This is a genomic window from Actinomycetota bacterium (genome assembly GCA_019347575.1).
Classification (GTDB): Bacteria; Actinomycetota; Nitriliruptoria; order Nitriliruptorales; family Nitriliruptoraceae; genus JAHWKY01.
The window spans coordinates 56,261-81,050 of sequence record JAHWKY010000018.1; the positions used below are offsets into that span (position 1 = coordinate 56,261).

Genomic DNA, 24,790 nt, shown 5'->3' on the forward strand with positions numbered 1-24,790 from the left:
CACCATCGCGGCTCGCCGCACTATCACCGTGCTCGCCGACGTTGCCGTCGCCGGCACGGCTCGATCATCGCCACCGCCCAGGAGGATGGTCTACGTGGACCCGGAGACCGACATGGTCGGTCGTGGCATCGCCGTCCGCCAGATCGCAATCCGTTGCTGCGGGTCTCGGAGGAGGTGGCGCCGGCTGACGGCCTGGCGAGCTACGCCCATCGCCTCGGCTTGGCGCACGGAGGCGGCTAGCTGGCCGCGCCAGTCGGCACCGGAACGACGTCGCTGGCCTCCTCGGGGGCGACGACGCCGACCACGACGGACGCGCGGTCGCAGATGGCCCGGGCCTTGACGAACGTGCGGTGCTCGCCATCGGTGACGAGCAGTTCGGCCTCGAGGACCTCGTCCTCGCTGACGAGGATCTCCAGCTCGGGATCGGCTTCGAGCTCCAGTCGGATCTGTACCGGTGTGCGCTCGACGTAGGCGGTGACGTTCGTCAGCGGCGCCGTCTCGGTCACCTGCGTGATCTCGGCGCCCTCCGGCAGGACGAGTCCCTCGACCTCGGGTGGCTCGGCAAGAGGCTCAGGGGCTTCACCACACGGCGGTAGTCCGGTCAACGGTCCGGTCGGGACGTCGGCGAGGTTGGCCTGCATCGTGTCGTCACCGCCGCATCCGGTCAGAGCGATGGCGATGACGATCGACAGGAGCAGCGTTCGCGGCACGGGGTCCCGTCCGGTCGATGCTGGTGGGGGCGCCGAAGCGTACGTCGCACACCGGCCTTCTAGACTGCGCCGCCGATGAGCCGTCGCGTCCTGTCCCGTCACGTCGTACCGGGGCTGCTCGCGTTGGTGTTCCTGTTGCCCCTGCTGTACCTCATCCTGGGATCGCTGCGTGCACGTGGACTGCCGCCGCCTCGTGGATTGGAGCTGATGCCGGCGGGGGCGGGGCTCGGGGCGTACCGGTCGCTGTACGACCTGCTGCCGGTAACGACCTACCTGCGCAACTCGATCGTCGTTGTCGCCGTGGCCGTGCCGTTGACGGTCCTCGTCGCGTCACTCGCGGGGTTCGGCATCCGGATGTTGCGACCGCGGGCACGTCGCTGGGCGATCGGAGCCACGCTCGTGGTCATGATGGTCCCGGTCACGGCCGTGTGGGCCACACGCTTCGAGCTGTTCCGGTTGGCGGGGATCATCGACACGCTGATCCCGCTCGTGGCGCCGGCTCTGCTCGCCACCAGCCCCTTCCTCGTGCTCGTGTACATCTGGGCGTTCAGCCGCGTCGCCGACGAGCACTTCGAGGCCGCGGTGCTAGAAGGCTCCGGCGGGTTGCGGATGTGGTGGTCGGTGGGGATGCCACAGGTGCGCACCGCCACGCTGGCGGTCATGGTCCTCGCCTTCACCTTCCACTGGAGCAACTTCATCGACCCCCTGCTGTACCTCAACAGTCAGGGCAACTTCACGCTGCCGATCGGTCTCGATGTCTTGCGCCTGCTCAACCCCACCGACTGGCCGCTGCTGTTGGCCGGTGGCGTCGTGGTCGCACTGCCCGTGATCGCGGTGCTGCTCGTAGGGCAGCGGTTCTTCCTGTCCGACGAGGGCATCGAGCGACTACTGGGAAGGTCGTGACGTGAAGCGTCCACGGTTCCGGCTCATCCTCGTCGTCGTACTGGCGCTCACCGCAACAGCGTGCGGAGGTGCCGGCGACACCGACGGCGGCACCGGCGAGGACGGTCAGGTGGCGCTTCAGTTCGTGCTGTTCGGGGACGCCACCGAGACCGCGGGCTACAACCGGATGCTCCAGGAGTTCGAGTCGGAGAACCCCGCCATCGACGTCACGCTGAGCCCTGTCGCCAGCCAGGATGAACTCCTCGCCAAACTCACGACCTCGTTCGCCGGTGGCCAGCCTCCCGACGTGTTCCTCATCAACTTCCGCAAGTACGGCCAGTTCGCCAGCCAGGGTGTGCTCGAGGAGGTCGATCCCTACCTCGAGGACAGCGAGGTGCTCGACGCCGAGGACTTCTTCCCGGTCGTGTTCGACCCGTTCCGCTTCGACGGCGAGATGCTGACCTGCATGCCGCAGAACGTCTCGTCGCTGGTCGTGTACTACAACCGGGACCTGTTCGAGGCAGCGGACCTGCCCCTGCCGACGGAGGGGACGGAGGGGTGGACCTGGGACGAGTTCCTCGCCGCCGCGCAGGCACTCACGAACGGCGAGGTGTACGGGCTGGGCACGGAGCCGTCGCTCATCCGGATCGCCCCGTTCGTGTGGTCCCACGGCGGCGAGGTCGTCGACGACCTCGAGGACCCCATGACCCTGATGCTGGACCAGGGCCGAGCACGGGACGCGCTCGACTGGTTCCTCGACCTCTCGCTGGTCCACGGGGTCGTGCCCCCCGGCGTCGAGGAGCAGTCCGAGAGCAGCGCGTCGCGCTTCCTCAACGGCCGGCTCGGCATGTACCTCAACTCGCGCCGTGTCACACCCACCATGCGCGAGATCGAGGGCTTCACCTGGGACGTCGCCCCGCTACCGGTCGCGCCGGGCGGGCAGCCGTTCACGATGCTGCACTCCGATGCGTACTGCATGGCCGGACCGGGCGAGCACCACGAGGAGTCGTGGCGCCTCATCGAGTTCGCCATGAGCGAGCGCGGTCAGCTCATCCTCGCCGAGTCGGGGCGGACGGTCCCATCGCGACGCGATGTGGCGACCTCCGACGTCTTCCTCGAGTCGGACGAGCCCCCCGCATCAGCGCACGTGTTCGTCGACAACGCCGAGATCCTCCGTGCGACGCCCCACACGGCGAACTGGACCCAGGTCGAGAAGGCCGCCGACGACATCCTCGAACAGATCTACTACGGCCGCACCGACCGCGACGAGGGCATGCGGCGGCTCATCGAGGAGACCCGCCGGCTGTTCGGCAGCGGCGGGTGAGGGTCGCGGCGCGACGTGGATCCGAGACCGCACCCGCCGCTGCGACCGGGAGCCGGCTCGTGCGGGGCGCGGGCTGGTACACCGCCCCGTTCGCGCTCGGGGTCGCGCTGCTCCTGGTCATCCCCGCGCTGACCACCTTCTACTACGGGTTCACCGACCACACCGGGCTGGGTGATCCCCGCTTCAACGGCGTCGCCAACTTCCGCCGCATGGGCAGCGACCCCTTCTTCCACGCGTCGCTGCGCGCGTCGCTGATCTTCGCGGCGATCGCGGTCCCGCTGAGGCTGTTCGTCGCGACCGGGATGGGCCTGCTGCTCGCCGCGCCCCGGCGCCTCGGACGCTGGTACCGCGCCGCGGTCTACGTGCCCACGGTCGTGCCCGACATCGTCCTGGCGCTCACGTTCCTGTGGGTGTTCAACCCGCTGTACGGGCCGATGAACGGGATGCTCGGGGCGCTGGGTCTGCCCACTCCCGCCTGGCTCGGGACGACGTGGGGAGCGCGGGGCGCGATCGTGATCATGATGCTGTTCCCCGTGGGAGAGGCCTTCCTCGTCGTGCTCGCGGCGCGCCGGTCGCTCGACCCGTCGGTGTACGCGGCAGCTGCGGTCGACGGGGCGTCGCCGTGGCAGACGCTGCGCTACATCACCCTCCCCCAGCTCGCCCCGCTGCTGCTGCTGCTCGCCGCGCGCGACGTGATCCTGACCCTGCAGGTCAACTTCGTCCCCGCGTACGTGCTGACCGACGGCGGCCCCGGCAACGCCACGCTCTTCCTCCCCATCTACATCTTCGATCAGGCGTTCGAGTTCCTCGGCTTCGGCTACGGGGCGGCCCTCACGCTCGTGCTCATGGTCATCACGATGGGCTTCATCGCCCTGCCCCTGCTGGTCATCCGCCGCTGGGGCTTCCTGCGCCGCTGATCCGACGGGGCGGGGCGCCGGGTGCGGGGCGGGGTGGACAAGCCTGATCTCGTCGATGTATGCATTTCGGTGCCATCTGGCACCGGAACGCGTACATCGACCGCTGCGATGGTGCGATGCGTCACGGCGGGGGCGACGGGGCGGCGGGGTAGCCTCGGGGCTCCCCTGGTGTCGGAGTGACCGTGAGCGACCAAGAGCAGCCGCAGAGCCCACAGATCTCGGTGAACGTCCCGGACGAGATCAAGTTCGGGGAGTACGCCAACTTCCTCGTCGTGTCGCACTCACCCCACGAGTTCACCCTCGATTTCTGCCAGCTCCTGCCCGGTCAGCAGGGGTCGGTCCGCGCCGAGGTGGTCACCCGGGTCAAGATCGCCCCGACCCTGGCTGGCAAGATCATCCAGGCGCTCAACACGAACATGAGCAACTACGAGGACAAGTACGGGGCGATCCCCGTCGTCGGCTGACCCAGGTGACCGTCCCGCCCCGCCTCCCTGACGGGGTCGTGGCCGGTGGGCGCTTCGAGCGGTGGGAGCCCGCCCGACCGGCTTACCTCGTCGCCGATGTCGACGGCACCGTGGTGCGTCCCGATGGCGTGACCCCCGAAGGTCTCGAGGCCCTCGTCGCCGACCTGCAGGCCGCCGGCGTCCGAGTGGGTCTCGCGACCGGGCGCATGCGTCCGTCGGTCTCGGACCTGTGGCAGCGGCTCGGTGCCGCCGGTCCACACGTGCTGCACAACGGCGCGGAGGTATTCGGCGACGGGGCCATCGTCGCCACCTGGCCGCTGACGCGGGACGAGGTCGGAGCGCTCATCGATCTGGCCCATCGCCGTGACGTGTACCTCGAGGTCTACGTCGAGCACGGCTTCTACGTGACCGACGACCGCGCACCCGAACGGGACCACTGGCCCATGCTCGGCCACGATCCGCTGGGGTTCGTCGATGACCTACCTGACGGGTCGGTGTTCCCGAAGGCCACGTTCGCGCTGACCGCGCCCGCGGAGACCCACTTCCTGGACGACATCGAGGCCCTCGGTCTGATCGCCGGACCGGCCCAGTCGCCGCAGACGCCGCACCTGCACTACGTCAACGCGAACAACCCCGCCGCCGACAAGGGTCGGGCGGTGACACACGCCGCCGCACACCTCGGTGTCGAGCTCGCGGCGGTCGTGGCGGTCGGCGACGGCGCCAACGACCTGTCGATGTTCGGCGTCGTGGGCACGGCCATCGCCATGGGCCAGTCAGCCCCGGCGATCATCGCGGCGGCTCACCTCGTGGTCCCCGACGCGGCCGACGACGGGGTGATGACCGCACTCGAAGCGGTGCGTGCGCTGTGTCGCGCCGGCGGTGCATGACAGCCAAGGTGGTGGCCGAACGCGGCAGCACGGTCAGCCGAAGCCGATCTCGGCGCCTAGAAACCCTTACGGCGACGCGGACGTTCCGTTGCGCTTACCTAAGGTGGTCCCGTGATCTCGGATCTCGCACCCCACCAGCGCGCCCGTGTCGCGGCGGCCCCCGCGGCACGACTCGCCACGGTCCGCCCCGACGACACGCCGCACCTGGTCGTGATCACGTTCGCGCTCGAGGACGACCGCCTGGTCACCGCCATCGATCACAAGCCCAAGTCCACCCACGACCTCCAGCGCGTGCGCAACATCGCGGCCAACCCCGCCGCCAGCGTCCTCGTGGACCACTACGAGGACGACTGGTCACGCCTGTGGTGGGCACGCGGCGACGGGCAGGCCCACCTCGTCGCGGATGGCCCCGAGTACGACCGCGCCGTCGCGCTGCTCGTGGCGAAGTACGGTCAGTACCGCGCGCAGCGCCCCGCGGGCCCCGCCATCATCGTCGACATCTCCCGCTGGACCACCTGGTCCGCCGCGTGACGCAACGGGCCCTCGGGGCCCCTTGCCGACCCAGCGCTAGAGACCGCGCTCTCGGCCGTAGGGTCCCCATGCGGGCCGAGCCGTCGAGACCGCGCTCTCGACGGCGGACGGCTTGCGACGGCTCTATCGACGACGCGGAGCGGCGTCGCCAAAGGGCGGATGCGCCGTCGCCCCGGCATGGCGGAGTCCACGGGTCCCCGTGCGATCGAAGCCGTCGAGACCGCGCTCTCGACGGCGGAAGCGTTGCGAAGGCCCTATCGACGGCGCGGATGCGCCGTCGCCAAGGGCAGGGTCAGTCGTGGCCCGGGACCTGGTAGTTGGGGGCCTCGTGGACGACGTCAACGTCGTGGACGTGGGACTCCCGGGCGCCGGCGACGGTCTGGCGCACGAACCGGGCGCGGGTGTGTAGCGACGCCACGTCGCGCGCCCCGAGGTAGCCCATCCCCGACCGCAGCCCTCCTTCGAGCTGCCCGACGACCTCGCCGACGCTGCCGCGGTACGGCAGCAGACCCGAGACACCCTCGGGGACGAGCTTGACCGGCTCGGCCTCGTCGGCACTGGCCTGGAAGTAGCGGTCGGCGGAGCCGGCACGCATAGCGTCGACGGATCCCATGCCGCGGTACTCCTTGTAACGCCGCCCACCGACGAGCACGAGCTCGCCGGGAGATTCGTCGGTCCCGGCGAGGAGGTTGCCGACCATCACCGCGGTCGCTCCGGCGGCGAGCGCCTTGACGAGATCGCCGGAGTAGCGGATGCCGCCATCGGCGACGCTGGCGATACCCACCTCAGCCGCGACGGCCGCGCAATCCAGGACCGCGCTGAACTGCGGCATGCCGACGCCGGTCACGACGCGAGTCGTGCAGATCGAACCCGGACCGACCCGACCTTGACGATGTCCGCGCCGTGGTCGGCACACGCACGGACCGCGTCGCCGGTGGCCACGTTGCCGACCATCAGGACGACATCAGGGAAGCGGTCCTTGAGCTTGCCCGCGAACTCGAGGACGCCAGCCGAGTGGCCGTGCGCCGAGTCGACGGCGAGCAGGTCGACCCCGGACTCGACCAGAGCCTCGGCGCGCGCGTCGCCATCAGCGCCGACGCCGACCGCCGCCCCGACGAGCAGCCGACCGCGGTCGTCCTTGGCCGAGTTGGGGTACTTGCGGACCTTCTCGACATCCTTGAACGTGAACATCCCCACGAGTCGCCCGTCCTCGACGATGGGCAGCTTCTCGACCCGGTGCTGCTGCATGAGGTCGCGCGCCTGCTCGAGGCTGGTCCCACGCCCCGCCGTGACCAGATCATCGATCGTCATGAACTCGCGGACGGCCCGATCGGGTGAGGCTCCGAGGCGCAGGTCGCGGTTGGTGACGATCCCGACGAGTCGCTGCTCGCCATCGACCACGGGGAAGCCGCTGACCTTGTAGCGGGCCATGAGTTCGAACGCCTTGCCTACGGCGTCGTCGGGGCGCAGCGTGATGGGGTCGGAGATGAACCCCGACTCGGAGCGCTTCACCGACTCGACCATGGCCGCCTGCGCCTCGGCGGACGTGTTCTTGTGGATGATCCCCAGGCCACCGTGACGGGCGATCGCGATCGCCATCTCGGCCTCGGTGACCTTGTCCATGGCGGCGGACAGCAGCGGCAGGCGGAGGTGGACGCGCGCGTGGAGGCGGGTGGCGACATCGACGTCGCGCGGAAGCACCGCGGAGTCCTGGGGCACCAACAGAACGTCGTCGTAGGAGAGGGCCTGCGGGATGTCGTCGACCACGGGGCGCTCCGTCTCGGATCCCGCCGAGGGTACGTCAATCAAAGGTCGAGAGGCTCCAGGCGCCCCCTGGGGAGAGCCCCGTGGCCCAGGCGGGTGGCGAGGAAGCGGTGGATGGGGCGGATGTCCGTCCCGACGGGCAACGGGACGAAGGTGCGGTCACCGGGCGTGGAGGCATCGGCGCTCTGGCGCTGCACCTCGAGTATCGGGTCGCCGAGCACGTGTCGGACGCGCACGACGTAGACCTCGTTCCAGTCGACCGTGAGGTGGCGCCAGGCCTGGCGGACCCAGAGCACGTCGGGGTCGAGGATGATCTGGAACCGCTTAGGGAAGATCAACTGGAACGCGAACCAGGCGAGGATCGCGACCGCGACGCCGAGGCCGAGCCACGCGAGCGGATGCCCGAACGAATCCACGACGAACCACCCGGCAACCGCCACGAGCATGGCGGCCCAGAAGCTCCAGACCGCCGCGGCACCCAGGTCAGGCAGGAGCCGGACGGGGTCGGGCACGCGCGGGGTGAACGGGGAGGGTGGCATCGACCGAGCGTACCTCCGCAGCCCTCAGCCGCGTCCACGCCACCGCTGCAGTAACGGGATCGTCGCGATCTTGTCCTCGGTCAGCTCGTCCCAACGCACGGCGATGCGCTTGCGACGGTCACGCCCCGACGTCTCGATGATCCGGTCCGGGGTCACGATGAGGTCGACGAGGATGTCGTGATCCGTCACGGGAACCTCGTCGTCGCCGAGGAGCTGGACCTCGTGGACGGTCGTGGCCACGATCGTGTCGTTGTCCACCATGCCGGCCTCGGCGGCCACGGCGAACTCGAGGTCGCTGAAGCCTCCGCCCTTCCCCAGCCGCGCTCCGTCCTCGCCCACGGCCACGCACCCGACGATCACGAGATCGACGGGGCTGAGCTCGTCCACGTCGATGGTGCGGGCCGACCTGGATGCGCCCTTGATCGAGGACGCCTTCCTCGGCGTGTCGGCGAGGTGGTCGGGGTCGAGGAGGAAGAACGGCTGCTCCTCCGCCAGGCGCGGGACGGCCATGAAGACGGTCTTGCCGTCCTCGAGCGCGCGCTGGCGCACCGGCCACTGCGGCGAGTCCGGGTTCGCCTTGACCGTCGCTGCCCGCTCCCACGTGTCGGTGGTGCGCAGCCGCTCGGCCGCGGCCTCGGCGCCGACGAAGTTGGGGATGCGGCCCTCCGCGCCGGGGAAGCGGGCTGCTCCCGCGTCCTGGAGGGCCGCCCACATCCGGTCACGCAGCTCCGTCTTCCGCGCCAGCTGCTCGTGGTCCTGGCCGTTGCTCACGACCCCCGCCCGCCCCGCCCCCCGCGCCCGCCCCGCCCGCGTCGCGTCACACCGCGACCTGGCCTGGCACACGTGGCGCGCTCGCCGGCGATGCGGCGATGATCGCTCGCGCCGTCCGCAGCGCGAACGCCATGATCGTCAGCTGTGGGTTCACGCCCAGGCACCCGGGGAAGACGCTGGCGTCGGCGACCCACAGTCCCGCCGTGCCGTGGACCCTCCCCCAAGGATCCGCGGGTCCGCGGCGCGGGTCAGCCGACAGGTGGTGGGTTCCGACGGGGTGGTAGGCGGACAGCTTCAGCGCACGCGTGGGCACCTCGCCGGCTTCGAACAGCGCCCGCGCCTCGGCGGGGGTGGCCCACGTCCGTCCCTGCATCCCGACCAGGATGCGGGTCGCGCCGGCTTCGGCGAAGGCCTCCGACAGGAACGCCAGTCCACGGTTGATGCGACGCCGATCGTGCTCCTGGAGCTGGTAGGTCACGACCGGCCGACCGGCGGGGCCGCGGCGCACGCGTCCGGACGAGGTGTCGGTCACGAGGAACCCCGACGACACGACCCGCGACCAGCTCCCGAGCAGCTCCTTCAGTCCACGGCCGGCTCCGGGGAGCTGAGCCCCGCTGACCGGAGGCGGGGCCGTGGTCGCCTCGATCATGATGCCGTCGCCGTGGAGGGCGTCGACCATCCAAGACTGCAGCGTCCCCCGCCACGCGTGGACCACGCGACCGAGGTCAGCGGCGAGACCGATGGCCGGGTGTAGCCGCAGGTTGCGACCACGGCGACCGCTGCGATCGGGGACGTCGGAGGCGTCGAGCAGCATCGGGGTGTGGAAGGCGCCCGCGCTGACCACGACGGTCGAGGCGTCGATGCGGAGCTGACCGCGAGGGATGTCGCGTCGACCCGGGTCGAGCACGGTCGCCTCGAGACCCGTCGCCCGTCCGCCCTCGACGATCACCCGGTCGCAGCGGACGCGCGCGAGGATCCGCGCCCCGGCGCGCTCCGCCCGCGGCAGCCACGTCAGGTGCACCGCCTGCTTGGCGTCACTAGGACAGCCGAACACACACTCGCCGCTACCACGGCAGTCGACGATGTTGCGTGGCAGTGCTCGCCCCGGGTGGCCCATCCGTGCGGTGGCGTCGCGGAACACCTCGGCGTTGACGCCCAACACCTCGTCGGGGATGGGCCGCACCGACTGCACCCGTTCGACCTCGTCGAGCAGCGGGGCGAGGTCCTCGGGGCGTGCATCCTCGAGTCCGTGCTGCGTGACCCACTCGGTCAGCACCCGGGCCGGAGGTCGTAGCGACGTGCCCGCGTTGACGACCGTGGTCCCTCCGACCGCGCGCCCGATCGGCACCGGGATCGGGGGAAATCCGAGCGCGATGGTCGTGCCCTGGTCGCGGTACAGGTCGAGGAAGCGGTGCCAGGGTGTCTGCTCCGCGAACTCGTCGCGCGTGTGGTACCCGCCCTCCTCGAGCACCAGGACGTCGAGCCCGGCCTCGGCCAGCGTCGCGGCCACCACCGCCCCGCCGGCGCCCGACCCGATCACGACCGCGTCGCACCGCAGGCGTCCGTGCTGGGGCAGCTCCGGCCACGTCAGCGGCGTGAGGCGGGGACCGTCAGGGTTCGGGGTCGGATCGAGGGGATCGGGGCGGCGGTACCCGATCTCGGCCGCGACGTGCTCGTCGCTGAGATAGGTGTTGACGATCACGTGCTTCAGCAACGTGACCTGTCCCGCGCGGACGAGGTTGGGGCTCTTGGCGGCCCGGGCGGCGACGCGCTCCCGGATCGCAGGGTCCAGCTGGCTGAAGCGGCGACCGTGCGTGACGAGCGTGGTCAGCTCGAACACCCAGAGCGCGATCCGGAACGCCCACCCGGCGATGCGCCCGAAGCGGTGACGTAGGAGCCGTGCGACCTCCTCGACCGTGTCGGTCTGGGTCGCGGACGGGGCGGGAGTACCGCCCGAAGGCAGCAGAGCATCAGCGACGGCAGCGAGGATCGTCCGTTCCGCGACCGCCAGGCGTGGACCCTCGACGCCGTGGTCGCGGCCGGGATGACCGGCGTCGCCGGTGGGCACGTCGATCCACTCCTCGTCGCTGCGTCACCACGCCGCCGGAGGTCAGGCGTCCGACGGTCGCGGTCCTGCGAACCGTACGGCACCGTCGGTCGCGAGCAGCGACGCGAAGGCCGTGGCGCGGAGCGGCTCGGTGTCCGAGGCTCCGAGCATCACGGCGAACTCGACGATCGGACCGCCGGCGTAGATCTCGACCCTGCCCGCCCGTCGCCATCGACGCACGACCGCGTCGGCGTGGAGGTCGCCGTGGTCGGACCAGCCCTTGCCCTCGTGCCTGCCGCGGACCGGCAGAGCGATCCGTCCCGGGCGTGACCGCGTCGCCGGAACGTCGGTGTGGAGGCGCAGGATGGTGTCGCCACCGTGCTGGACCTGAGCGAGGTGGCGGTCGCCCTCCGAGCGGATCCGCACGGTGGTCGTGCGCACCGGGACGTGCCACAGCTCCCGGCGCAGGAGCGCGGCCTCCTCGCGGTCGACCAGGCTCCACAGGGGCGCGTAGCCCAGATCCCCCACCACGTCCGTGTGCCCGGCCCGGCCGTGGAGCAGCACGGCCAACCCGGGTAGGGGTGAGCCCCGGCCGACGTAGGTCGGTGCCCACAGCGTGACCTCGTTGAACGCCCCGACCGGAGAACGGTCCCACGCCGCCCAGCTGACCACGAGGGAGCCACCGCGGCGTCCACCGGGTACAGGTCGCAGCGGCGCGGCGAGCAGCGGCGCCACGACGTGGCGTGGAACCGCCAGGAACAGCGCAGCGAACGAGCGGAACGACAGGTGCACGGGGAAGTGCAGTTCGACGCCGCTGACCATCACTGGCCGAGCCAAGGGCACGAGCGGGCGGGACACGGCTTCCCCCACTGCGTCGTCCAGGTCGCGAACGCCCCCTCGGGCGGACACCCCGTCCACGTTCTGTGATGGAGGGTAGCGCTCGGGGGTCAGCTGGCCACGTCATCGACGACGCCGTCGAGTGGCACCTGCGCACCACCACGGCGCAGGTCCGCGAGCCGCACGAGCGGCCCCTCGAGCTGCCGCCGTCGGGTCCCGTCGAGGTCATCGAACGCTCGCTTCGCCGAATCGAGTCGGCTGCCGAGCGTCTGCAGCTGCACCACGAACCGCTCCCACTGGTCCTCGAAGCGCCCCAGGACGTCGAGGATCTCGTCCGAGCGTTGGCGCACCGTGAACGCCTCGACCGTCTGGCGCACCACACCGAGGACCGCGAACAGCGTCAGCGGCGAGCACAGCACGACGCGGCGAGCCATCGCCTCGTCGATCAGTGCGGGATCGTGCTCGTGGATGGCGGCGTACACGGCCTCGTTGGGGACGAACAGCAGCGCGAACGCGACCGTGCCGTTGGAGGGATCGACGTACCCGCGCGCCCCGACCTCACGGACCCGGTCGCGTACGTCCCGGACGAAGGCGTCGAGGTGTCGCTGTCGGCCTACCTCGTCGTCGCAGTCGAGCGCCCGTTGGTAGTTGTCCAGGGGGAACTTCACGTCGAGGTGCAGGCAGCGCTCGCCGGGGAGGGTGAAGGTGAAGTCGGGGATCACCCGGCCGCCGGCGACCGACCGTTGACGGTGGTAGTGCAGCCCCTCGACGAACCCGGCCGCGCGCAGCACGTCCGACGCGAGCCGTTCGCCCCAGCTCCCCCGTGCCGTGGGGTTGCTGAGCGTCTGGCTCAGCGACCGGGTCGCGACCGACAGCTCGCGGGTGACCTCGCCGGCGCGTTGGAGCTGCTCCTCGATCACTCCGAACCCCCGGGCGCGCTCCCGCTCGAGGTCGCGCACCAGGGTCGTGACCTCTCCCAAGCCAGCCTGCAGGTTGCGGACCTGCTCGGCCACCGCCCCGCCGTCGCTGGGGCGTGCGGACCCGGCTAGCACCCGCGCCACGAGCACGGCCACGAGCACTCCCACGGCGACGCCGAGCACGACCCCCACCACCGCCGCCCCGGCACTTGCTCCCACGGTTCCTCCCACCCGTCAGCCTCCTCGACCGACGAACGCACGGTACGGGGAGGGTGTGACGTGCCGGTGGACCTCGTGCAGGGGGCCGGCGCGACCGCTCGGTCGCCCCGGACGCGTGGCCACGACTCGACGCCCCCGGGCGCGCCGTTACAGTCGGCGCGATGTCGCCCGCCCCGACCTCCACGACGGTCTCGGACCTGCGGTGCTCGCGCTGCGATGCGCGCTACGCCCCGCTGGAGCGCCACCACGTCTGCACGAACACGACGGGTGGAGGGGCATGCGGGGCGCCGCTGCTGGTCGTCTACGACCTCGCCGCGGTCGCGCAGGGTCTCGACCCCACGCGCCTCTCGGCACGTCCGGCAACGATGTGGCGCTACCGCGAACTGCTGCCGGTACCTCTGGATGCGGACGTGGTGTCGCTGGGCGAGGGGTTCACTCCCCTCCTGCGGTCCGATGCGCTCGCGCGCAAGCTGGGTGTGGGCACGGTGTGGCTGAAGGACGACGGGCTCAACCCCACGGGGACCTTCAAAGCGCGCGGTGCCGCGTGCGGCGTGTCGATGGCCGTCGTGCTCGGGGTCACCGAGGTGGCGCTACCGACCGCGGGCAACGCGGGCGGGGCTTGGGCCGCGTACGGCGCTGCCGCCCGCATGCGCGTGCGCGTCGCGGTGCCCAGCGACGCCCCGCTGATCAACCGGCTCGAACCGCTCACACACGGCGCCGAGGTCTCGGAGGTGGACGGTGACATCGCTGTCGCCAGCGCACTCATCGCTGAAGGCATCGCGGAGCACGGCTGGTACGACGCGGCGACGCTGCGGGAGCCCTACCGCATCGAGGGCAAGAAGACGCTCGGGTTCGAGATCGCCGAGCAGCTGGCCCTCGAGGCGGACGCCCCACGGCCTCCCTGGCCCCTGCCCGACGCGGTCGTGTACCCGGCTGGCGGCGGCGTCGGCATCATCGGGATCTGGCGCGCGCTCGAACAGCTCCAGGAGCTCGGCTGGGTGCTCGGGCCTCTGCCACGCATGATCGTCGTGCAGGCGGCCGGCTGCGCCCCGATCGTCTCGGCCTTCGAGTCCGGCGCCGACGTCTCGCGGTTCTGGGAGGACGCGGACACCATCGCCTCGGGGCTGCGGGTGCCGAAGGCGCTCGGGGACTTCCTCGTCCTCCGGGCGGTGCGGGAGTCGGGCGGGGTCTGCGTCGCGGTCGAGGACGGGGCGACGCTGGCGTCACTCCGCGAGGTCGCGACCACGACCGGGGTGCTGTGCGCCCCGGAGGGCGCGGCCGCCGTCGCGGGGGTACGGGAGCTGGTCGCGCGGGGCGAGCTCGGCCGGGGCGACCGGGTCGTCGTGATCAACACCGGCTCGGGGCTGAAGTACCCCGAGGTGCTCGCCGCGCTCCGGCGTTGAAGCGTTGAGCGCACTCCAACGCACTCAACGCTTCAATTCAACCTCGGTCGACCTCAGCGGTCGCGGCCGCGCCGATCCACTCGAAGTGGTGGTTGTCGGGCTGGATGAAATCACCGCCCCAGCGGAACCCGTGCGCCTCGAAGGCCGCGATCACGTCGGGATGAGGTGACGGCCCGAGGTCGGAGTGGGACAGGTCGACGTTGATGTCGATCGCGATACCCCACGAGTGGTGCGACAGGCGTGCTCCCGTGGTCGAGATGCGACGGGGGTGGTAGCAGCCGCCGTACCTGGCAGGATCGATCTCGTGGGCCAGGCCCGCGTCGACCACCTGCTGCAAGGCACCGCGGAGGTCGTCGACGATCTCTGCGTGGCACGTGACCGAGGCCAGGATCGGAACGTCGGCGCGCACGATGCGCTGGGCTGCGAAGTCGGGATCGATGTCGATCTCGCGGACGCCGGCACGGGGGCGGAAGGCGAACTCGCCGAAGCGGTCCTTCACCTGTGCCAGCGACAGCACGAGCGGGGCCCGGCGCAGCTCGCCACCGGTCGCGTCCACGATCCGAGCCGTGAGATCGGGCGGGACGAGGGCCTCGATCTGGGCCGTGAGCGCTTCGAGCTCGACGCCGGGCGCCGCCTCGTGACGCAGGAACACGGTGCCGTCGGCGCCGAGTCCGGCAGCCGTCGCGTCAGCCGCGTGGAGGACGATCTCGGCTCGACCCACGGAACCGTCGGGCACCACCGCGACGACCTCGAGACCCGGCAGGCCCGCGAGGTCGACCTCGCCACCGACGCCGGTGGCACGGAGCCGGGCACCGGTCTCCGAAAGAAGCACGCCGCGGGGCGCGAGCCGGTCGAGCAGGTCACCGGGCTCCCCCCGTTGCGTGGCCACGTACTCCGTCGGATCGACGGCGGCGACGTCGACGGGGATCTGGAAGCCGTCGCTCAGTCGCGTGGTCGGGACGCCGTCAGGGTTCCGCGCCCCGACGAGCGCTAGGGTGTCGGAGCGCACGTGCGCGGTCGCGACGACGTGCGGGAGGCTGGCGACCGCGTCAGCGAACGCGCGTGTCAGGTCACCGCGCGCCCACACGACCAGCACACCGCCACGGTCGGCCTGGCGGGGACCGACCGCACCGTCCTCGACGGACCCGCTCGGTCGCGGTTCCTCCGAGGTCGGTGGAGCCGGTGAGGCGGTCCCGCGGGGAACCTCCCGGTCCGCGCTCGACAGCGCCCCGACCGTCGCCAGCCCGGTGACGGCGAGGAGCGCGACGAGCCCCCAGATGATCCAGCGCGACACGGGACCTCCTTCCGCGGCAACGGTACGTGCTGAACCGCACCGTGACCTGCTACGTACCTGTACGTGACAAGCCCGACAACAGACAGAGGGGAACGCACATGCCACGGCTCACCCGCTCGGCTCTCGCGGTCGCTGCGCTGCTCGTCCTCGCCGGCTGCGGCGACGACGACACCGACGTCAACGTCACGCCCGATACCGACACCACGACCGAAGCGCAGCCGACCGAAACCGCGGCTCCCCCCGACACGGCCGAACCCACCGAGGCAGCTGCGCCGACCGACGCCACCGGCGCTGTGACGCTCGCGACCGCCTCGTCGGACCTCGGCACGATCCTGATCGATGGCGAGGGCAGGACGCTGTACGTGTTCGACAACGACACCGACGGCACGAGCACGTGCTACGACCAGTGCGCCGAGAACTGGCCGGCCTTCACCGGGACCGCCGAGGCCGGCGGCGACGTGGATGCGTCACTGATCGGCACGACGACCCGCGATGACGGCACGACCCAGGTCACCTACAACGGCCAGCCGCTCTACTACTTCGCGGCGGATCAAGCGCCCGGCGACACCAACGGGCAGGGTGTCGGCGACGTGTGGTGGGTCGTCGGACCTGACGGCGCCAAGATCACCTAGTTCACGGCAGGAGCGACGGTGGACGGCTCGACCGACTCGATCGACTCGATCGAGCAGCTCCACGCCGACTTCTCCGGCCCCCTCTACCTGTACGCGCTCCGCCGCCTCGGCGACCGACCGGCCGCCGAGGAAGCGGTGCAGGACACGCTCGTGCGCGCCTGGCGTCACGCCGGACGCTTCGACCCGGCCCGCGGGTCGCTGCCCGCGTGGCTGTTCACCATCGCCCGCAACATCACGACCGACCGGCTCCGACGCGCCGGCGCCCGCCCCGACGAGGTCGCGTCCATCGACGACGTCGGGGCGCCGCTGACCGACGGCGACATCGATCGGGCGATGGAGGCGTGGCAGCTCGCTGACGCTCTCCACGGCCTCAGCGAGGAGCACCGCCGCGCCATCGTGGCGGTGCACTACCACGGCTTCACGGTGCGCGAGACCGCGGCTCAGGAAGATGTCCCCGAGGGGACGATCAAGTCGCGCCTCTACTACGGACTGCGTGCGCTCCGACTGCGACTGGAGGAGACGGGGGTGACCGGATGAGCGAGCAGGAACCTCACGTGCGGACCGAACTGGGCGCGTACGTCCTGGGCGCTCTCGAGCCCGCCGAGCGACGCGCCGTCGAACGCCACCTGGACAGCTGCGCCTCCTGCCGCGACGAGGTCAGCAAGCTGTCGATCCTGCCGTCGCTCCTCGACCGACTCGACCCCGAGGAAGCCAGCGCCGACTTCGACGAGGTGCGTCGCGGCCTGTCGCTGCTGCTGCAGCGCTCGACGAGCGCCGAGCGTCGCCGGCTGCGGCGCCAGGTCACGATCTGGCGGGTCGCGACGGTCGCCGCATCGGTCGTCGCGCTGCTCGTGGGCGTCGTGGCGTGGCAACCCTGGCGCGAGCCGCCCGACCGGATCGTGGTCGAGATCGTCCCGATGGCCGACCGCGCGAGCACGGTCGGAGGCACGGTCGCGGCCTACGCGTGGGAGTGGGGCACGACCGTCGAGATCCGCGTCGAGGAGCTGCCCCCGGCTCCCGGCTACGCGGTCTGGGCGATCAGCGAGGACGGCCACCGCGAGCGCGCCGGGACGTGGGGGCCGACCTCCGACGGTGCCGCGTGGGTCCGGGGAGCCAGCGCGATCCAGCGCGCCCAGCTCGCTCGGGTCGAGATCACCGACACGGAGGGTTCCCCGCTCTTCGGCGCGGTCTTCGACGTGTCATGCTGTGCCGCCCAGGCACCGGAGGACACGGCCGTTGATCGTGCTCAAGACCGCCAACGAGATCGAGGCACTGCGTGAGGCGGGGCGCGTGGTCGCGCTCGCCCACGCGGCGATGCGCGCGGCCGCAGCGCCCGGCGTCACCCTGAAGGAGCTCGACTCCGTCGCCGCGGACGTGCTGGCGGAACACGGGGCGACCTCCGCCTTCCTCGGTTACCAGCCCCACTTCGCCTCCTCGCCGTTCCCGGGTGTTATCTGCGCGTCGATCAACGACCAGATCGTCCACGGCATCCCGACCGAGTACGCGCTGCAGGAAGGCGATCTGGTCAGCATCGACTTCGGGGCGGTGCTGGGCGGCTGGGTCGGTGACGCCGCGGTGACCTTCCCGGTGGGCGAGCCGCGTGACCAGGCCGATGCCGACCTCATCGAGTGCACCGACACCGCCCTCGCCGCCGGGATCGAGGCGGCGGTGGTAGGCAACCGCATCGGCGACATCAGCCACGCCATCGCCACGATCGCGCGCCGTCACGGCTACGGCATGCCGGAGGGCTGGGGCGGACACGGCGTCGGGCGCGAGATGCACGAGGATCCCTCCGTGCCCAACGACGGCAAGCCCGGACGCGGCCTGAGGCTCAAGCCGGGACTCGTCATCGCGATCGAGCCGATGTTCATCGCCGGTGGTGACGACAGCTACCGCCTCGCCGACGACGGCTGGACCGTGCTCACGACCGATGGCAGCAACGCCGCCCACAGCGAGCACACCATCGCCATCACCGAGAACGGCCCCCGCATCCTGACCCTGCCCTGATCTTGGCGACGGCGCATCCGCGCCGTCGATCCAGTGGTCGCACGGCGTCCGCCACCGAGAGCGCGGTCTCGGCGGCTCCCGTCGCAGGGGGACCCGGACGTTGGGTTTCTTGGCGACGGCGCATCCGCGCCGCCCCGACGGGAACACGCATCCACGCGCGTTTCCGTCACCGCAAGCGGCGACCGGCGGCCCGCCCCGACGGGAACACGCATCCACGCGCGTTTCCGTCACCGCAAGCGGCGACCGGCGGCCCCCCCCGACGGGAACACGCATCCACGCGCGTTCCCGTCGCCCATCCTGTAGCAGGTCGGTCGAGCCTCAACGCCGACATCCGTCGGCGTACACGGTCAGGGGTGGTGGCAGGTGGGTGTGGTGGCGGTCGTCGCTACCGGGGTCTGCCCAGCCGAACTCCGAAGGAGCGGTCACGTCGAACGTGTCGCCGTCACCACGTTCCCCCACGTGGGTGGCGGTCACGTCCCACGTTAGCGTTGCGCCGCGTACCTCGATCGTGGCGTCGTTGTTCACGAACGGTTCCCGCGGAAGCACGTCGTAGTCCCCCCCAGAGAACTGCACGGTGAACTCCACGGTGTACGTGGTCGTGCCAGATGCCTGCTGCTCCGCGGAGCAGCTGACCAGCACGGGATCGTCCTTCGAGGGTTCGGAGTAGGCGACCACCGGGTCGGGTTCAGGTGAGGGCTCCGGCGAAGGGTCAGGCGAGACCTCGGGCGAACGGTCAGGCGAAGGCTCGGGGGAGACTTCCGGCTCCGGCGCCGACGCCGGTTCCGGTTCTGGCTGTGGGTTTGGTTCTGGCTCGGGGTCTGGTTCCGGCGCTGGTTCAGGCGTGGGGCCGGGCTCCGGGCCACGGTCCTGGGTCCGCTCGTTCCCACCGTCGTTCGTGTCGGAGGAGGTCTGCTCGGCGTCGTCGTACTCGCCATCGCTGTCGAGGTCCCAAGCCTCGGGCGCAGCATCGGTCGCGGATCCGTCGTTGCCGTCGACTTCCGAAGCGGCGACGCCGGGCAGGATGTCGAACCGCGGCATGTCGACCCCGCCTGCCCCCCCGCCGCGAGCCAGGGCCACCCCACCCGCCGCGGTCAGGATGGCGACGCCTGCCGCAGCCGTCACGGCCGCCAGTCGCTTCCTGCTCACCGAGAACGACCCGAACCCGACCAGCGCCGCTCGCGACCCGTGCCTGAAGACGATGTTGGAGTACTTGACCCTGCCAGGGCGCTTGCGAGCGTTGCTCGTGTCGGTGATCGCGGCGCGCACCCCTTCCAGGAGCTGGTCGGGGGTGAACGGCTTGGCGAGGAAGGCGACTTCGTCCGTGTCGATCCCGACGTCAGCCGGGTCGTGCCCGGACATCAGTAGCACGCTGGTGGTGCCACCTTCGGGGCCCCCACCACCGCGGCTCGTTCTCTTGCCTCTGATGATCTCGAGCACCTTGTCCCCATCGGGAACCCGGGATGATGCCTCGACGCCGTGCCCCCGGGTGTGCCACCGGCGAGGGTTCCAACCCGGTACGACCACCTTGCACGCAGCGAGCAGCTCGTCGAGCGTCACCCCGTCCGTGCCGGCAAGCACGACGTCCGTCGCGAGGTCGCGCGTCGACGACGAGTTCAGGTCGCTGACGAGCAGGTCCACCCCGTCCAACGTTGCGGCCAGCTCCAGCGCCTCCTCCGCGCTGGCCGCGGTCACGACCTCGTAGCCCTCGTCGGCCAGCGTCTGCTCGCAGAGGTCGCGCACGCTGTCGTCGTCCTCGACCACGAGCACCCGGGAGCGCAGCGGGCGCCCATCGGGGGAGAACCTCGTAGACGGCACGACGTCCGGGTCGGACCCCCTCTCGTAGTCCCAGATGCCGATGGCTCGGCCCTTGTGCCGAAGCCGCTCCGACACGGCGGACCGTGCCGCTCCCAGGAGCTGGTCGGGGGTGAACGGCTTGGCGAGGAACGACACCTCCACACCGTCGGCGTCCGGGTCCTGCTGGATCGAGTATCTCGGAGGGAACGACCAGCCCGTCCCGAGGAAGGGCCGGAGGCCCAACTCGGTGGGGTCGTAGCCGGAGGTCAACATGACGGTCACGTCGGGGTTGCGCTCCACGAGCTGCTTTGCCAGCTCGGCGCCGCTCGCGCCAGGCAGGTTGAGGTCCACGACGACGAGTCCCACCTCCAAGATGGTGATCCCGGGGTCGTGGACGTTGGAGTCGGAGGACAGGAGCTCTAGCGCCTCCTCCGCGCTGGCCGCTGTCACGACCTCGTAACCCTCGTCGGCCAGCGTCTGCTCACACAGCTCACGCACGCTGTCGTCGTCCTCGACGACGAGCACCCGCGACGCGATGTCCGCCGCAACCGGTCGTGGTGCGTCACCGGGGCCAGCACGACCGTCGCCGTGAGGTGGCGCGCCTCCAGAGCGTGCGGAACCGTAACCGGACGTCCATCGTCCGTAGGACCGTGCGACCTGTAACGCGAGGGTGGCCGCCACGCCTGCCAGCACGGCCAGGCCGACCAGGAGCATGGCCAGCATCAAGATCGTCTCCACTGCTAGGGCGAATCCACCGTACGGGCGACCATGCGACCGCGTCTGTGGTCATTCCTGCCCATGTTCCGTGCCCTGGACGTCCGCGGGTCCGGCCTTCTCGCAACTTCATCACCCACATCGCTCGGATAGCCGACCGGATCGGGGGACGAAGTACAGCAGATGGCTATCGGGGCGGATCGGGGACGAAGTGGAGCGACGGCGCGTCAGTCCTCCGCGAGCAGGGCGTCGATCTGGCCCGCCGCCCCGCGGATGCCCTCCTCCATGCCCATATCCAGCAACTGCTGCATGGCCTCTGCGGAGGGGAACCGGGTGAGGATGCGCATCGTGGTCCCCGCCCCGTCCGCGGGCTCGATGGTCACCTCGCTGATGGTCACGGGCAGTTCGTCGTTCGGCGCGCCCGCGTCGTCCGCGAACCCGTCCTCGAAGACGAGACGCGTCGGCGGGTCGACCTCCTGGACCCGCCAGTAGCCCTTGGGCTGGTCACCCTCGGGGCCGGTCATGTAGTAGCTGACGTGACCCCCGGGGCGCAGGTCGTGGTCGACCACCGTCGCGGGGTACGTGGGCGGTCCCCACCACCGTTCGAGCTGGCGGGGATCGTCCCACAGCCGCCACACCCGTTCGGCCGAGGCGTCGAAGTGCATGGTGATCTCGAGCGTGAGCTCGTCGGTGTCCCGGGTGAGATCGGTGATCGGCATGGCTCGCTCCTGTCTGATGGATCGGTGGTCAGGGGATCTCGTCGAGGAGATCCTGCATGCGGTCAGCGCGGTGACGCCACAGCGACTCGTAACGGTCCATGAGCACACGCACGGCCCGCAGCCCGTCCATGTCGGTCGTGACCAGGCGCCGACGGCCGTCGGTCCGCTTGCGCACGAGCCCCGCGCGCTCCAGCACGGCGATGTGCTTCTGCACCGCCGCGAAGCTCATCGGGTAGTGCGCGGCGAGGTCGGACACGCCGAGGTCGCCGCGCATAGCCCGCTGGAGGATGTCCCGACGGGTCGCGTCGGCGAGCGCGCCGAAGATCTCATCGGCCTGCTCGGAGGTCAGCGTCACCTTCATACTTACAACCATATGGTTGTAGGTATATCGCCGTCAAGCACCTGACCGGGAACGTGGGAACCCGGCTCGCCGCCCCGACCTCGTGGCCCACTAGCCCTCGACGCGGGGCTGTTGCGGGGCAGGCTGGTCCCGGGTCGGGAAGTCCTCGAGCGCCCCGTGCGGTTCGGCGTCCCACTGGCGGAAGGTGAGCTCGGTCTGCAGGTAGACCGTCACCAGTTCGGCGACCGCGCGGATCGAGTCGAGGTGGGTGCGCTCGTGCCCGTGGGTGGCATCGACCCCGAACCCGATGAGCGCCGCGCGCATCTCGGCACCGGCCTCGAGCGCGGCCGCGATGTCCGACCGGTACATCTTGAACACGTCGCGCGCGAACGGCAGAGCGTGTTCGTCACACAGGCGCAGCAGCTTGCGGGTCAGGTGGAAGTCGAACGGGCCGGTCATGTCCTGCATCGCGACGGTCACGCCGAACTCGGTGGACGCCTGGTTCGGGGCGACGACCGCGCTGTCGATCGACACCATCTCGGCGACGTCCTCGTGCAGGCCGTGGCTCGCGCCGTGGCCGACCTCCTCCGCGATCGTGATGAGCAGGTGGGCGGACACCGGCAGGCGCACGTCCTCCTCGACGATCGCCTTGAACGCCCCGAGCGCCGCGGCAACGCCCGCCTTGTCGTCGAGGTGTCGGGACTTGACGAACCCCGACGTCGTGATCTCGGGCATGGTGTGGAACGTGACGAAGTCGCCGATGCGTATCCCGAGCGCCTCGACGTCTGCGGCTGAGGCGACCCGCTCGTCGAGACGCAGGTTGACGTGATCCCAGCCGATCCCCTGGGTGTCGACGGCCTCGCCGTAGGCGTGACCACTGGCGAGCAGCGGCAGGATGGTCCCGGTGAAGAACACGTCGGGGTGGTCCGTGAACACGGTCGCGCGAGCACCCTCGGCGAAGCGGGCCGAGTGCGTGCCGATCGGGGTCAGCTCGAGCCGGCCGGACGGATCGATCCTCGCGACCATGGCACCGATCGTGTCGGCGTGGACGACGACGGCGCGGTCGGGGCTGTTCTGATCCCCGGGTACCTCCGCGAGCAGCGCGCCCCGCCGGGTCATCTCGAACTCGATGCCTAGGTCGGTCAGCAGCGCCCCGAGGTCGTGCATGATCCGATCGGTGCGGCCGGTGGGGCTGGGGGTACGCAGCAGCTCGATCATGACCTCGGTCACCCAGTCGAGGTCGATCGGCAGCGGTTTGACGGTCACGACCGGGGAGACTACCGACCCGTACTAGGGATGATGGGTGGCCGGGTTGCCCTCGGCGGCGTCGGGCTCCCAACCACGCGGCAGCGCGCGCGTCGAGGGGAACAGCAGGTCGATGAACCGCTCCGCGGTCGGCTGGGGCTCGTGGTTGGCGAGGCCGGGGCGCTCGTTGGCCTCGATGATCGCGTACTCCTCGCCGTCGACCGCCGGGACCATCAGGTCGAGTCCGACGACGGGGATGTCGAGCGCGCGGCTGGCCTCGATCGCCACCGCCTCGAGGGACGGGTGCAGGTCGGCCGTGACGTCGTGGATGGTCCCCCCGGTGTGCAGGTTCGCCGTGCCCCGGACGCGGAGCACCTCGTCGCGGGGCAACACGTCGGTGAGCTGGTACCCGGCCTTGGCGATGTTGGTCAGGGTGGTCTCGTCGACCGGGATCTGTGACTCGCCGTCCGTGGCGGCCGCGCGGCGGCGGCTCTGGCTGGCGATCAGCTCCTCGATCGTGTGGCGGCCGTCGCCGCGGACCGAGGCGGGGCGTCGCACCGCGGCCGCGACCACCTCGTGCCCGATCACGACGATGCGGAGATCGTCGCCCGAGACGTGCTCCTCGATGAGCACGTCGGGGCACGACTCCGCCGCCTTGCGGACCGCCGCGTGCAGCTCCTCCGGTGTCGTCACGCCGACCGTGACGCCGTCGCCCTGCTCGCCCCGCGCCGGCTTGACCACGACCCGCCCCACGTGGGCGAGGAACGCCTCGTCCTCGGTGTCGAAGGTCGCCTCACGCCCTTGCGCCACGCGCAGGCCGGCGCCCTGGAGCAGACGGCGGGTCACGCGCTTGTCGTCGCACCGGCTCATGGCGACGGCGGTCGTCAGCTCCGACAGCGACTCGCGGGTGACGACCTCGCGGCCGCCGTGCGACAGCTTGAGGTAGCCGCCCTCCGCATCCACCACGTCCACAGCGATCCCCCGCCGCATCGCTTCATCGGCGATGATCCGGGCGTAGGGATTCAGCGCGTCGACGTCGTCGCTGCTGCCGGCGAACAGCCGCTCGTTGATCGGGTTCTTGCGCTTGACACAGAAGACGGGCACGCGCACGAAGCCCAGCTTCTCGTACAGCTTGATCGCGGGCTCGTTGTCGTGCATCACCGACAGGTCGAGGTACGCGGCCTCACGGGCCTTGTAGCGCTCGGCCAGCGCACGCACGAGCGCCTGTCCGACCCCGGGGCGATCGGCCTGCGGGTCGACCGCGAGGCACCACAGACTCGTCCCCCGCTCGGGGTCGTTGAACGCGCGGTGGTGATCGACGCCGGTGACGGTGCCGATCACCTGACCCGTGTCGGCGTCCTCCGCGACGAGGTAGGTGAAGGTCTTGGTCAGCTGGTTCTCCCACATCAGGTCGGACGGGGCGGTCACCATCCCGCAACGGGTGTAGACCCGGTTCACCGCCTCGGCGTCCTCGCGGTTGCGCAGCTTGCGGATGAGCACACCGCGGATCGGGTCCGCCGTCGAGCGGTAGTGGTGCATCCAGAGCCGGAACGTCACCGACGGGTCGATGAACAGCTCCTGAGGAGCGAACGCGGTCAGCACCTGAGGCTCACGCACGTAGAGGCAGACGTCCCGTCGACCCGGCTCCTCCTCGCGGAGCGCCGCGGCCAGCTCGGCGTGGTCATCGAAGGTCTGACCGAACAGGAGTCGACCCCAGCCGCACTCGAGGGTCACGTTGGTCTCGATGCCCTCGGTGAGACGGGTAGGCGGGGTGTCCCACGCACGCGTTGAGAGGGCGTGCTCGTGCCACAGCCGTCGGGGCTGGTCGCGGCG

At 70.9% G+C, this 24,790-nt stretch carries 23 protein-coding genes and 1 pseudogene; 11 read left to right on the top strand and 13 right to left on the bottom strand.

The features are described 5' to 3' along the window. Window positions 1-236: 236 nt before the first annotated feature. Window positions 237-710 carry a hypothetical protein gene (locus KY469_13375; GenBank protein MBW3664085.1) on the bottom strand — a complete coding sequence of 158 codons (474 nt, stop codon included), beginning with the start codon at window positions 708-710 and terminating at the stop codon, window positions 237-239. 75 nt (window positions 711-785) lie between these two features. Between KY469_13375 and KY469_13380 the strand changes: the two genes are divergently transcribed. The 6 genes from KY469_13380 to KY469_13405 all read left to right on the top strand — a co-directional run bounded on the left by KY469_13380 (window position 786) and on the right by KY469_13405 (window position 5,715). Continuing rightward, window positions 786-1,613: a carbohydrate ABC transporter permease gene (locus KY469_13380; protein ID MBW3664086.1), complete on the top strand. Its 828-nt coding sequence runs from the start codon at window positions 786-788 to the stop codon at window positions 1,611-1,613. Window position 1,614: 1 nt separating this feature from the next. Further along, the gene (locus KY469_13385) at window positions 1,615-2,916 is read left to right on the top strand and encodes a sugar ABC transporter substrate-binding protein (GenBank protein ID MBW3664087.1); all 1,302 of its coding nucleotides are present in this window, start codon (window positions 1,615-1,617) and stop codon (window positions 2,914-2,916) included. Then, window positions 2,913-3,833 (top strand): sugar ABC transporter permease, encoded by a 921-nt coding sequence (locus KY469_13390; GenBank protein ID MBW3664088.1) that lies wholly within the window; start codon window positions 2,913-2,915, stop codon window positions 3,831-3,833. The genes KY469_13385 and KY469_13390 overlap by 4 nt, the downstream gene beginning before the upstream one ends. 182 nt (window positions 3,834-4,015) lie before the next feature. Further along, a complete protein-coding gene (locus KY469_13395) occupies window positions 4,016-4,297 on the top strand; it encodes a DUF3467 domain-containing protein (protein ID MBW3664089.1) in 282 nt (93 codons plus the stop codon). A 5-nt stretch (window positions 4,298-4,302) separates the two neighbouring features. Beyond that, entirely contained in the window at window positions 4,303-5,184 is an 882-nt protein-coding gene (locus KY469_13400; protein ID MBW3664090.1) for a Cof-type HAD-IIB family hydrolase, read from the top strand. Window positions 5,185-5,298: 114 nt separating this feature from the next. After that, window positions 5,299-5,715, top strand: a complete 417-nt coding sequence (locus KY469_13405) for a TIGR03668 family PPOX class F420-dependent oxidoreductase (GenBank protein ID MBW3664091.1) — start codon at window positions 5,299-5,301, stop codon at window positions 5,713-5,715. Between the two features lie 292 nt (window positions 5,716-6,007). On the opposite strand, the pseudogene guaB reads toward KY469_13405, so the two are convergent. The 6 genes and pseudogenes from guaB to KY469_13435 form a co-directional block, all read right to left on the bottom strand. After that, window positions 6,008-7,482: pseudogene (gene guaB / locus KY469_13410) on the bottom strand (IMP dehydrogenase). Window positions 7,483-7,520: 38 nt separating this feature from the next. Further along, window positions 7,521-8,018: a hypothetical protein gene (locus tag KY469_13415; protein ID MBW3664092.1), complete on the bottom strand. Its 498-nt coding sequence runs from the start codon at window positions 8,016-8,018 to the stop codon at window positions 7,521-7,523. 24 nt (window positions 8,019-8,042) lie between these two features. Beyond that, on the bottom strand, window positions 8,043-8,732 hold the full coding sequence (locus KY469_13420) for a 5-formyltetrahydrofolate cyclo-ligase (GenBank protein MBW3664093.1): 690 nt from the start codon (window positions 8,730-8,732) through the stop codon (window positions 8,043-8,045). Window positions 8,733-8,835: 103 nt separating this feature from the next. Continuing rightward, complete coding sequence (locus tag KY469_13425) at window positions 8,836-10,857, bottom strand: GMC family oxidoreductase N-terminal domain-containing protein (GenBank protein MBW3664094.1); 2,022 nt, start codon at window positions 10,855-10,857, stop codon at window positions 8,836-8,838. Window positions 10,858-10,899: 42 nt separating this feature from the next. Continuing rightward, entirely contained in the window at window positions 10,900-11,694 is a 795-nt protein-coding gene (locus KY469_13430; protein MBW3664095.1) for a hypothetical protein, read from the bottom strand. An 89-nt stretch (window positions 11,695-11,783) separates the two neighbouring features. Next, window positions 11,784-12,821, bottom strand: a complete 1,038-nt coding sequence (locus tag KY469_13435) for a DNA recombination protein RmuC (GenBank protein MBW3664096.1) — start codon at window positions 12,819-12,821, stop codon at window positions 11,784-11,786. A gap of 149 nt (window positions 12,822-12,970) precedes the next feature. On the opposite strand from KY469_13435, the gene KY469_13440 reads away from it, so the two are divergent. Next, window positions 12,971-14,212, top strand: a complete 1,242-nt coding sequence (locus tag KY469_13440) for a threonine synthase (protein MBW3664097.1) — start codon at window positions 12,971-12,973, stop codon at window positions 14,210-14,212. Window positions 14,213-14,249: 37 nt separating this feature from the next. Here KY469_13440 and KY469_13445 read toward each other — a convergent pair whose 3' ends face one another. Then, window positions 14,250-15,506 (bottom strand): M15 family metallopeptidase, encoded by a 1,257-nt coding sequence (locus KY469_13445; GenBank protein MBW3664098.1) that lies wholly within the window; start codon window positions 15,504-15,506, stop codon window positions 14,250-14,252. A gap of 98 nt (window positions 15,507-15,604) precedes the next feature. On the opposite strand from KY469_13445, the gene KY469_13450 reads away from it, so the two are divergent. From KY469_13450 to map, 4 genes are read left to right on the top strand one after another with little or no spacing between them, the layout of a single operon-like run. Beyond that, window positions 15,605-16,138 (top strand): hypothetical protein, encoded by a 534-nt coding sequence (locus KY469_13450; GenBank protein MBW3664099.1) that lies wholly within the window; start codon window positions 15,605-15,607, stop codon window positions 16,136-16,138. A gap of 18 nt (window positions 16,139-16,156) precedes the next feature. After that, window positions 16,157-16,675, top strand: a complete 519-nt coding sequence (locus tag KY469_13455) for a sigma-70 family RNA polymerase sigma factor (GenBank protein MBW3664100.1) — start codon at window positions 16,157-16,159, stop codon at window positions 16,673-16,675. Then, window positions 16,672-17,418, top strand: a complete 747-nt coding sequence (locus KY469_13460; GenBank protein MBW3664101.1) for a zf-HC2 domain-containing protein — start codon at window positions 16,672-16,674, stop codon at window positions 17,416-17,418. The genes KY469_13455 and KY469_13460 overlap by 4 nt, the downstream gene beginning before the upstream one ends. Continuing rightward, window positions 17,375-18,145, top strand: a complete 771-nt coding sequence (gene map, locus KY469_13465) for a type I methionyl aminopeptidase (protein ID MBW3664102.1) — start codon at window positions 17,375-17,377, stop codon at window positions 18,143-18,145. The genes KY469_13460 and map overlap by 44 nt, the downstream gene beginning before the upstream one ends. A gap of 318 nt (window positions 18,146-18,463) precedes the next feature. Here the strand turns inward: map and KY469_13470 are convergent, their stop codons facing one another. The 5 genes from KY469_13470 to ngg all read right to left on the bottom strand — a co-directional run bounded on the left by KY469_13470 (window position 18,464) and on the right by ngg (window position 24,769). Continuing rightward, window positions 18,464-20,662, bottom strand: coding sequence for a response regulator (locus tag KY469_13470; GenBank protein MBW3664103.1), 2,199 nt, complete (start codon window positions 20,660-20,662; stop codon window positions 18,464-18,466). A gap of 218 nt (window positions 20,663-20,880) precedes the next feature. Further along, complete coding sequence (locus KY469_13475; GenBank protein MBW3664104.1) at window positions 20,881-21,372, bottom strand: SRPBCC domain-containing protein; 492 nt, start codon at window positions 21,370-21,372, stop codon at window positions 20,881-20,883. A gap of 28 nt (window positions 21,373-21,400) precedes the next feature. Beyond that, entirely contained in the window at window positions 21,401-21,745 is a 345-nt protein-coding gene (locus tag KY469_13480; GenBank protein ID MBW3664105.1) for a metalloregulator ArsR/SmtB family transcription factor, read from the bottom strand. Between the two features lie 78 nt (window positions 21,746-21,823). Beyond that, on the bottom strand, window positions 21,824-22,978 hold the full coding sequence (locus KY469_13485) for an osmoprotectant NAGGN system M42 family peptidase (protein MBW3664106.1): 1,155 nt from the start codon (window positions 22,976-22,978) through the stop codon (window positions 21,824-21,826). Between the two features lie 24 nt (window positions 22,979-23,002). After that, window positions 23,003-24,769, bottom strand: a complete 1,767-nt coding sequence (gene ngg / locus KY469_13490; protein MBW3664107.1) for an N-acetylglutaminylglutamine synthetase — start codon at window positions 24,767-24,769, stop codon at window positions 23,003-23,005. Window positions 24,770-24,790 lie beyond the last annotated feature (21 nt).

Bases quoted from the DNA above. Each gene is read 5' to 3' on its own strand.
- KY469_13380 (MBW3664086.1), top strand. From the start codon at position 786: ATGAGCCGTCGCGTCCTGTCCCGTCACGTCGTACCGGGGCTGCTCGCG.
- KY469_13415 (MBW3664092.1), bottom strand. From the start codon at position 8,018: ATGCCACCCTCCCCGTTCACCCCGCGCGTGCCCGACCCCGTCCGGCTC.
- KY469_13420 (MBW3664093.1), bottom strand. From the start codon at position 8,732: ATGTGGGCGGCCCTCCAGGACGCGGGAGCAGCCCGCTTCCCCGGCGCG.
- KY469_13440 (MBW3664097.1), top strand. From the start codon at position 12,971: ATGTCGCCCGCCCCGACCTCCACGACGGTCTCGGACCTGCGGTGCTCG.
- KY469_13450 (MBW3664099.1), top strand. From the start codon at position 15,605: ATGCCACGGCTCACCCGCTCGGCTCTCGCGGTCGCTGCGCTGCTCGTC.
- KY469_13460 (MBW3664101.1), top strand. From the start codon at position 16,672: ATGAGCGAGCAGGAACCTCACGTGCGGACCGAACTGGGCGCGTACGTC.
- KY469_13470 (MBW3664103.1), bottom strand. From the start codon at position 20,662: ATGCTGGCCATGCTCCTGGTCGGCCTGGCCGTGCTGGCAGGCGTGGCG.
- KY469_13475 (MBW3664104.1), bottom strand. From the start codon at position 21,372: ATGCCGATCACCGATCTCACCCGGGACACCGACGAGCTCACGCTCGAG.
- KY469_13480 (MBW3664105.1), bottom strand. From the start codon at position 21,745: ATGGTTGTAAGTATGAAGGTGACGCTGACCTCCGAGCAGGCCGATGAG.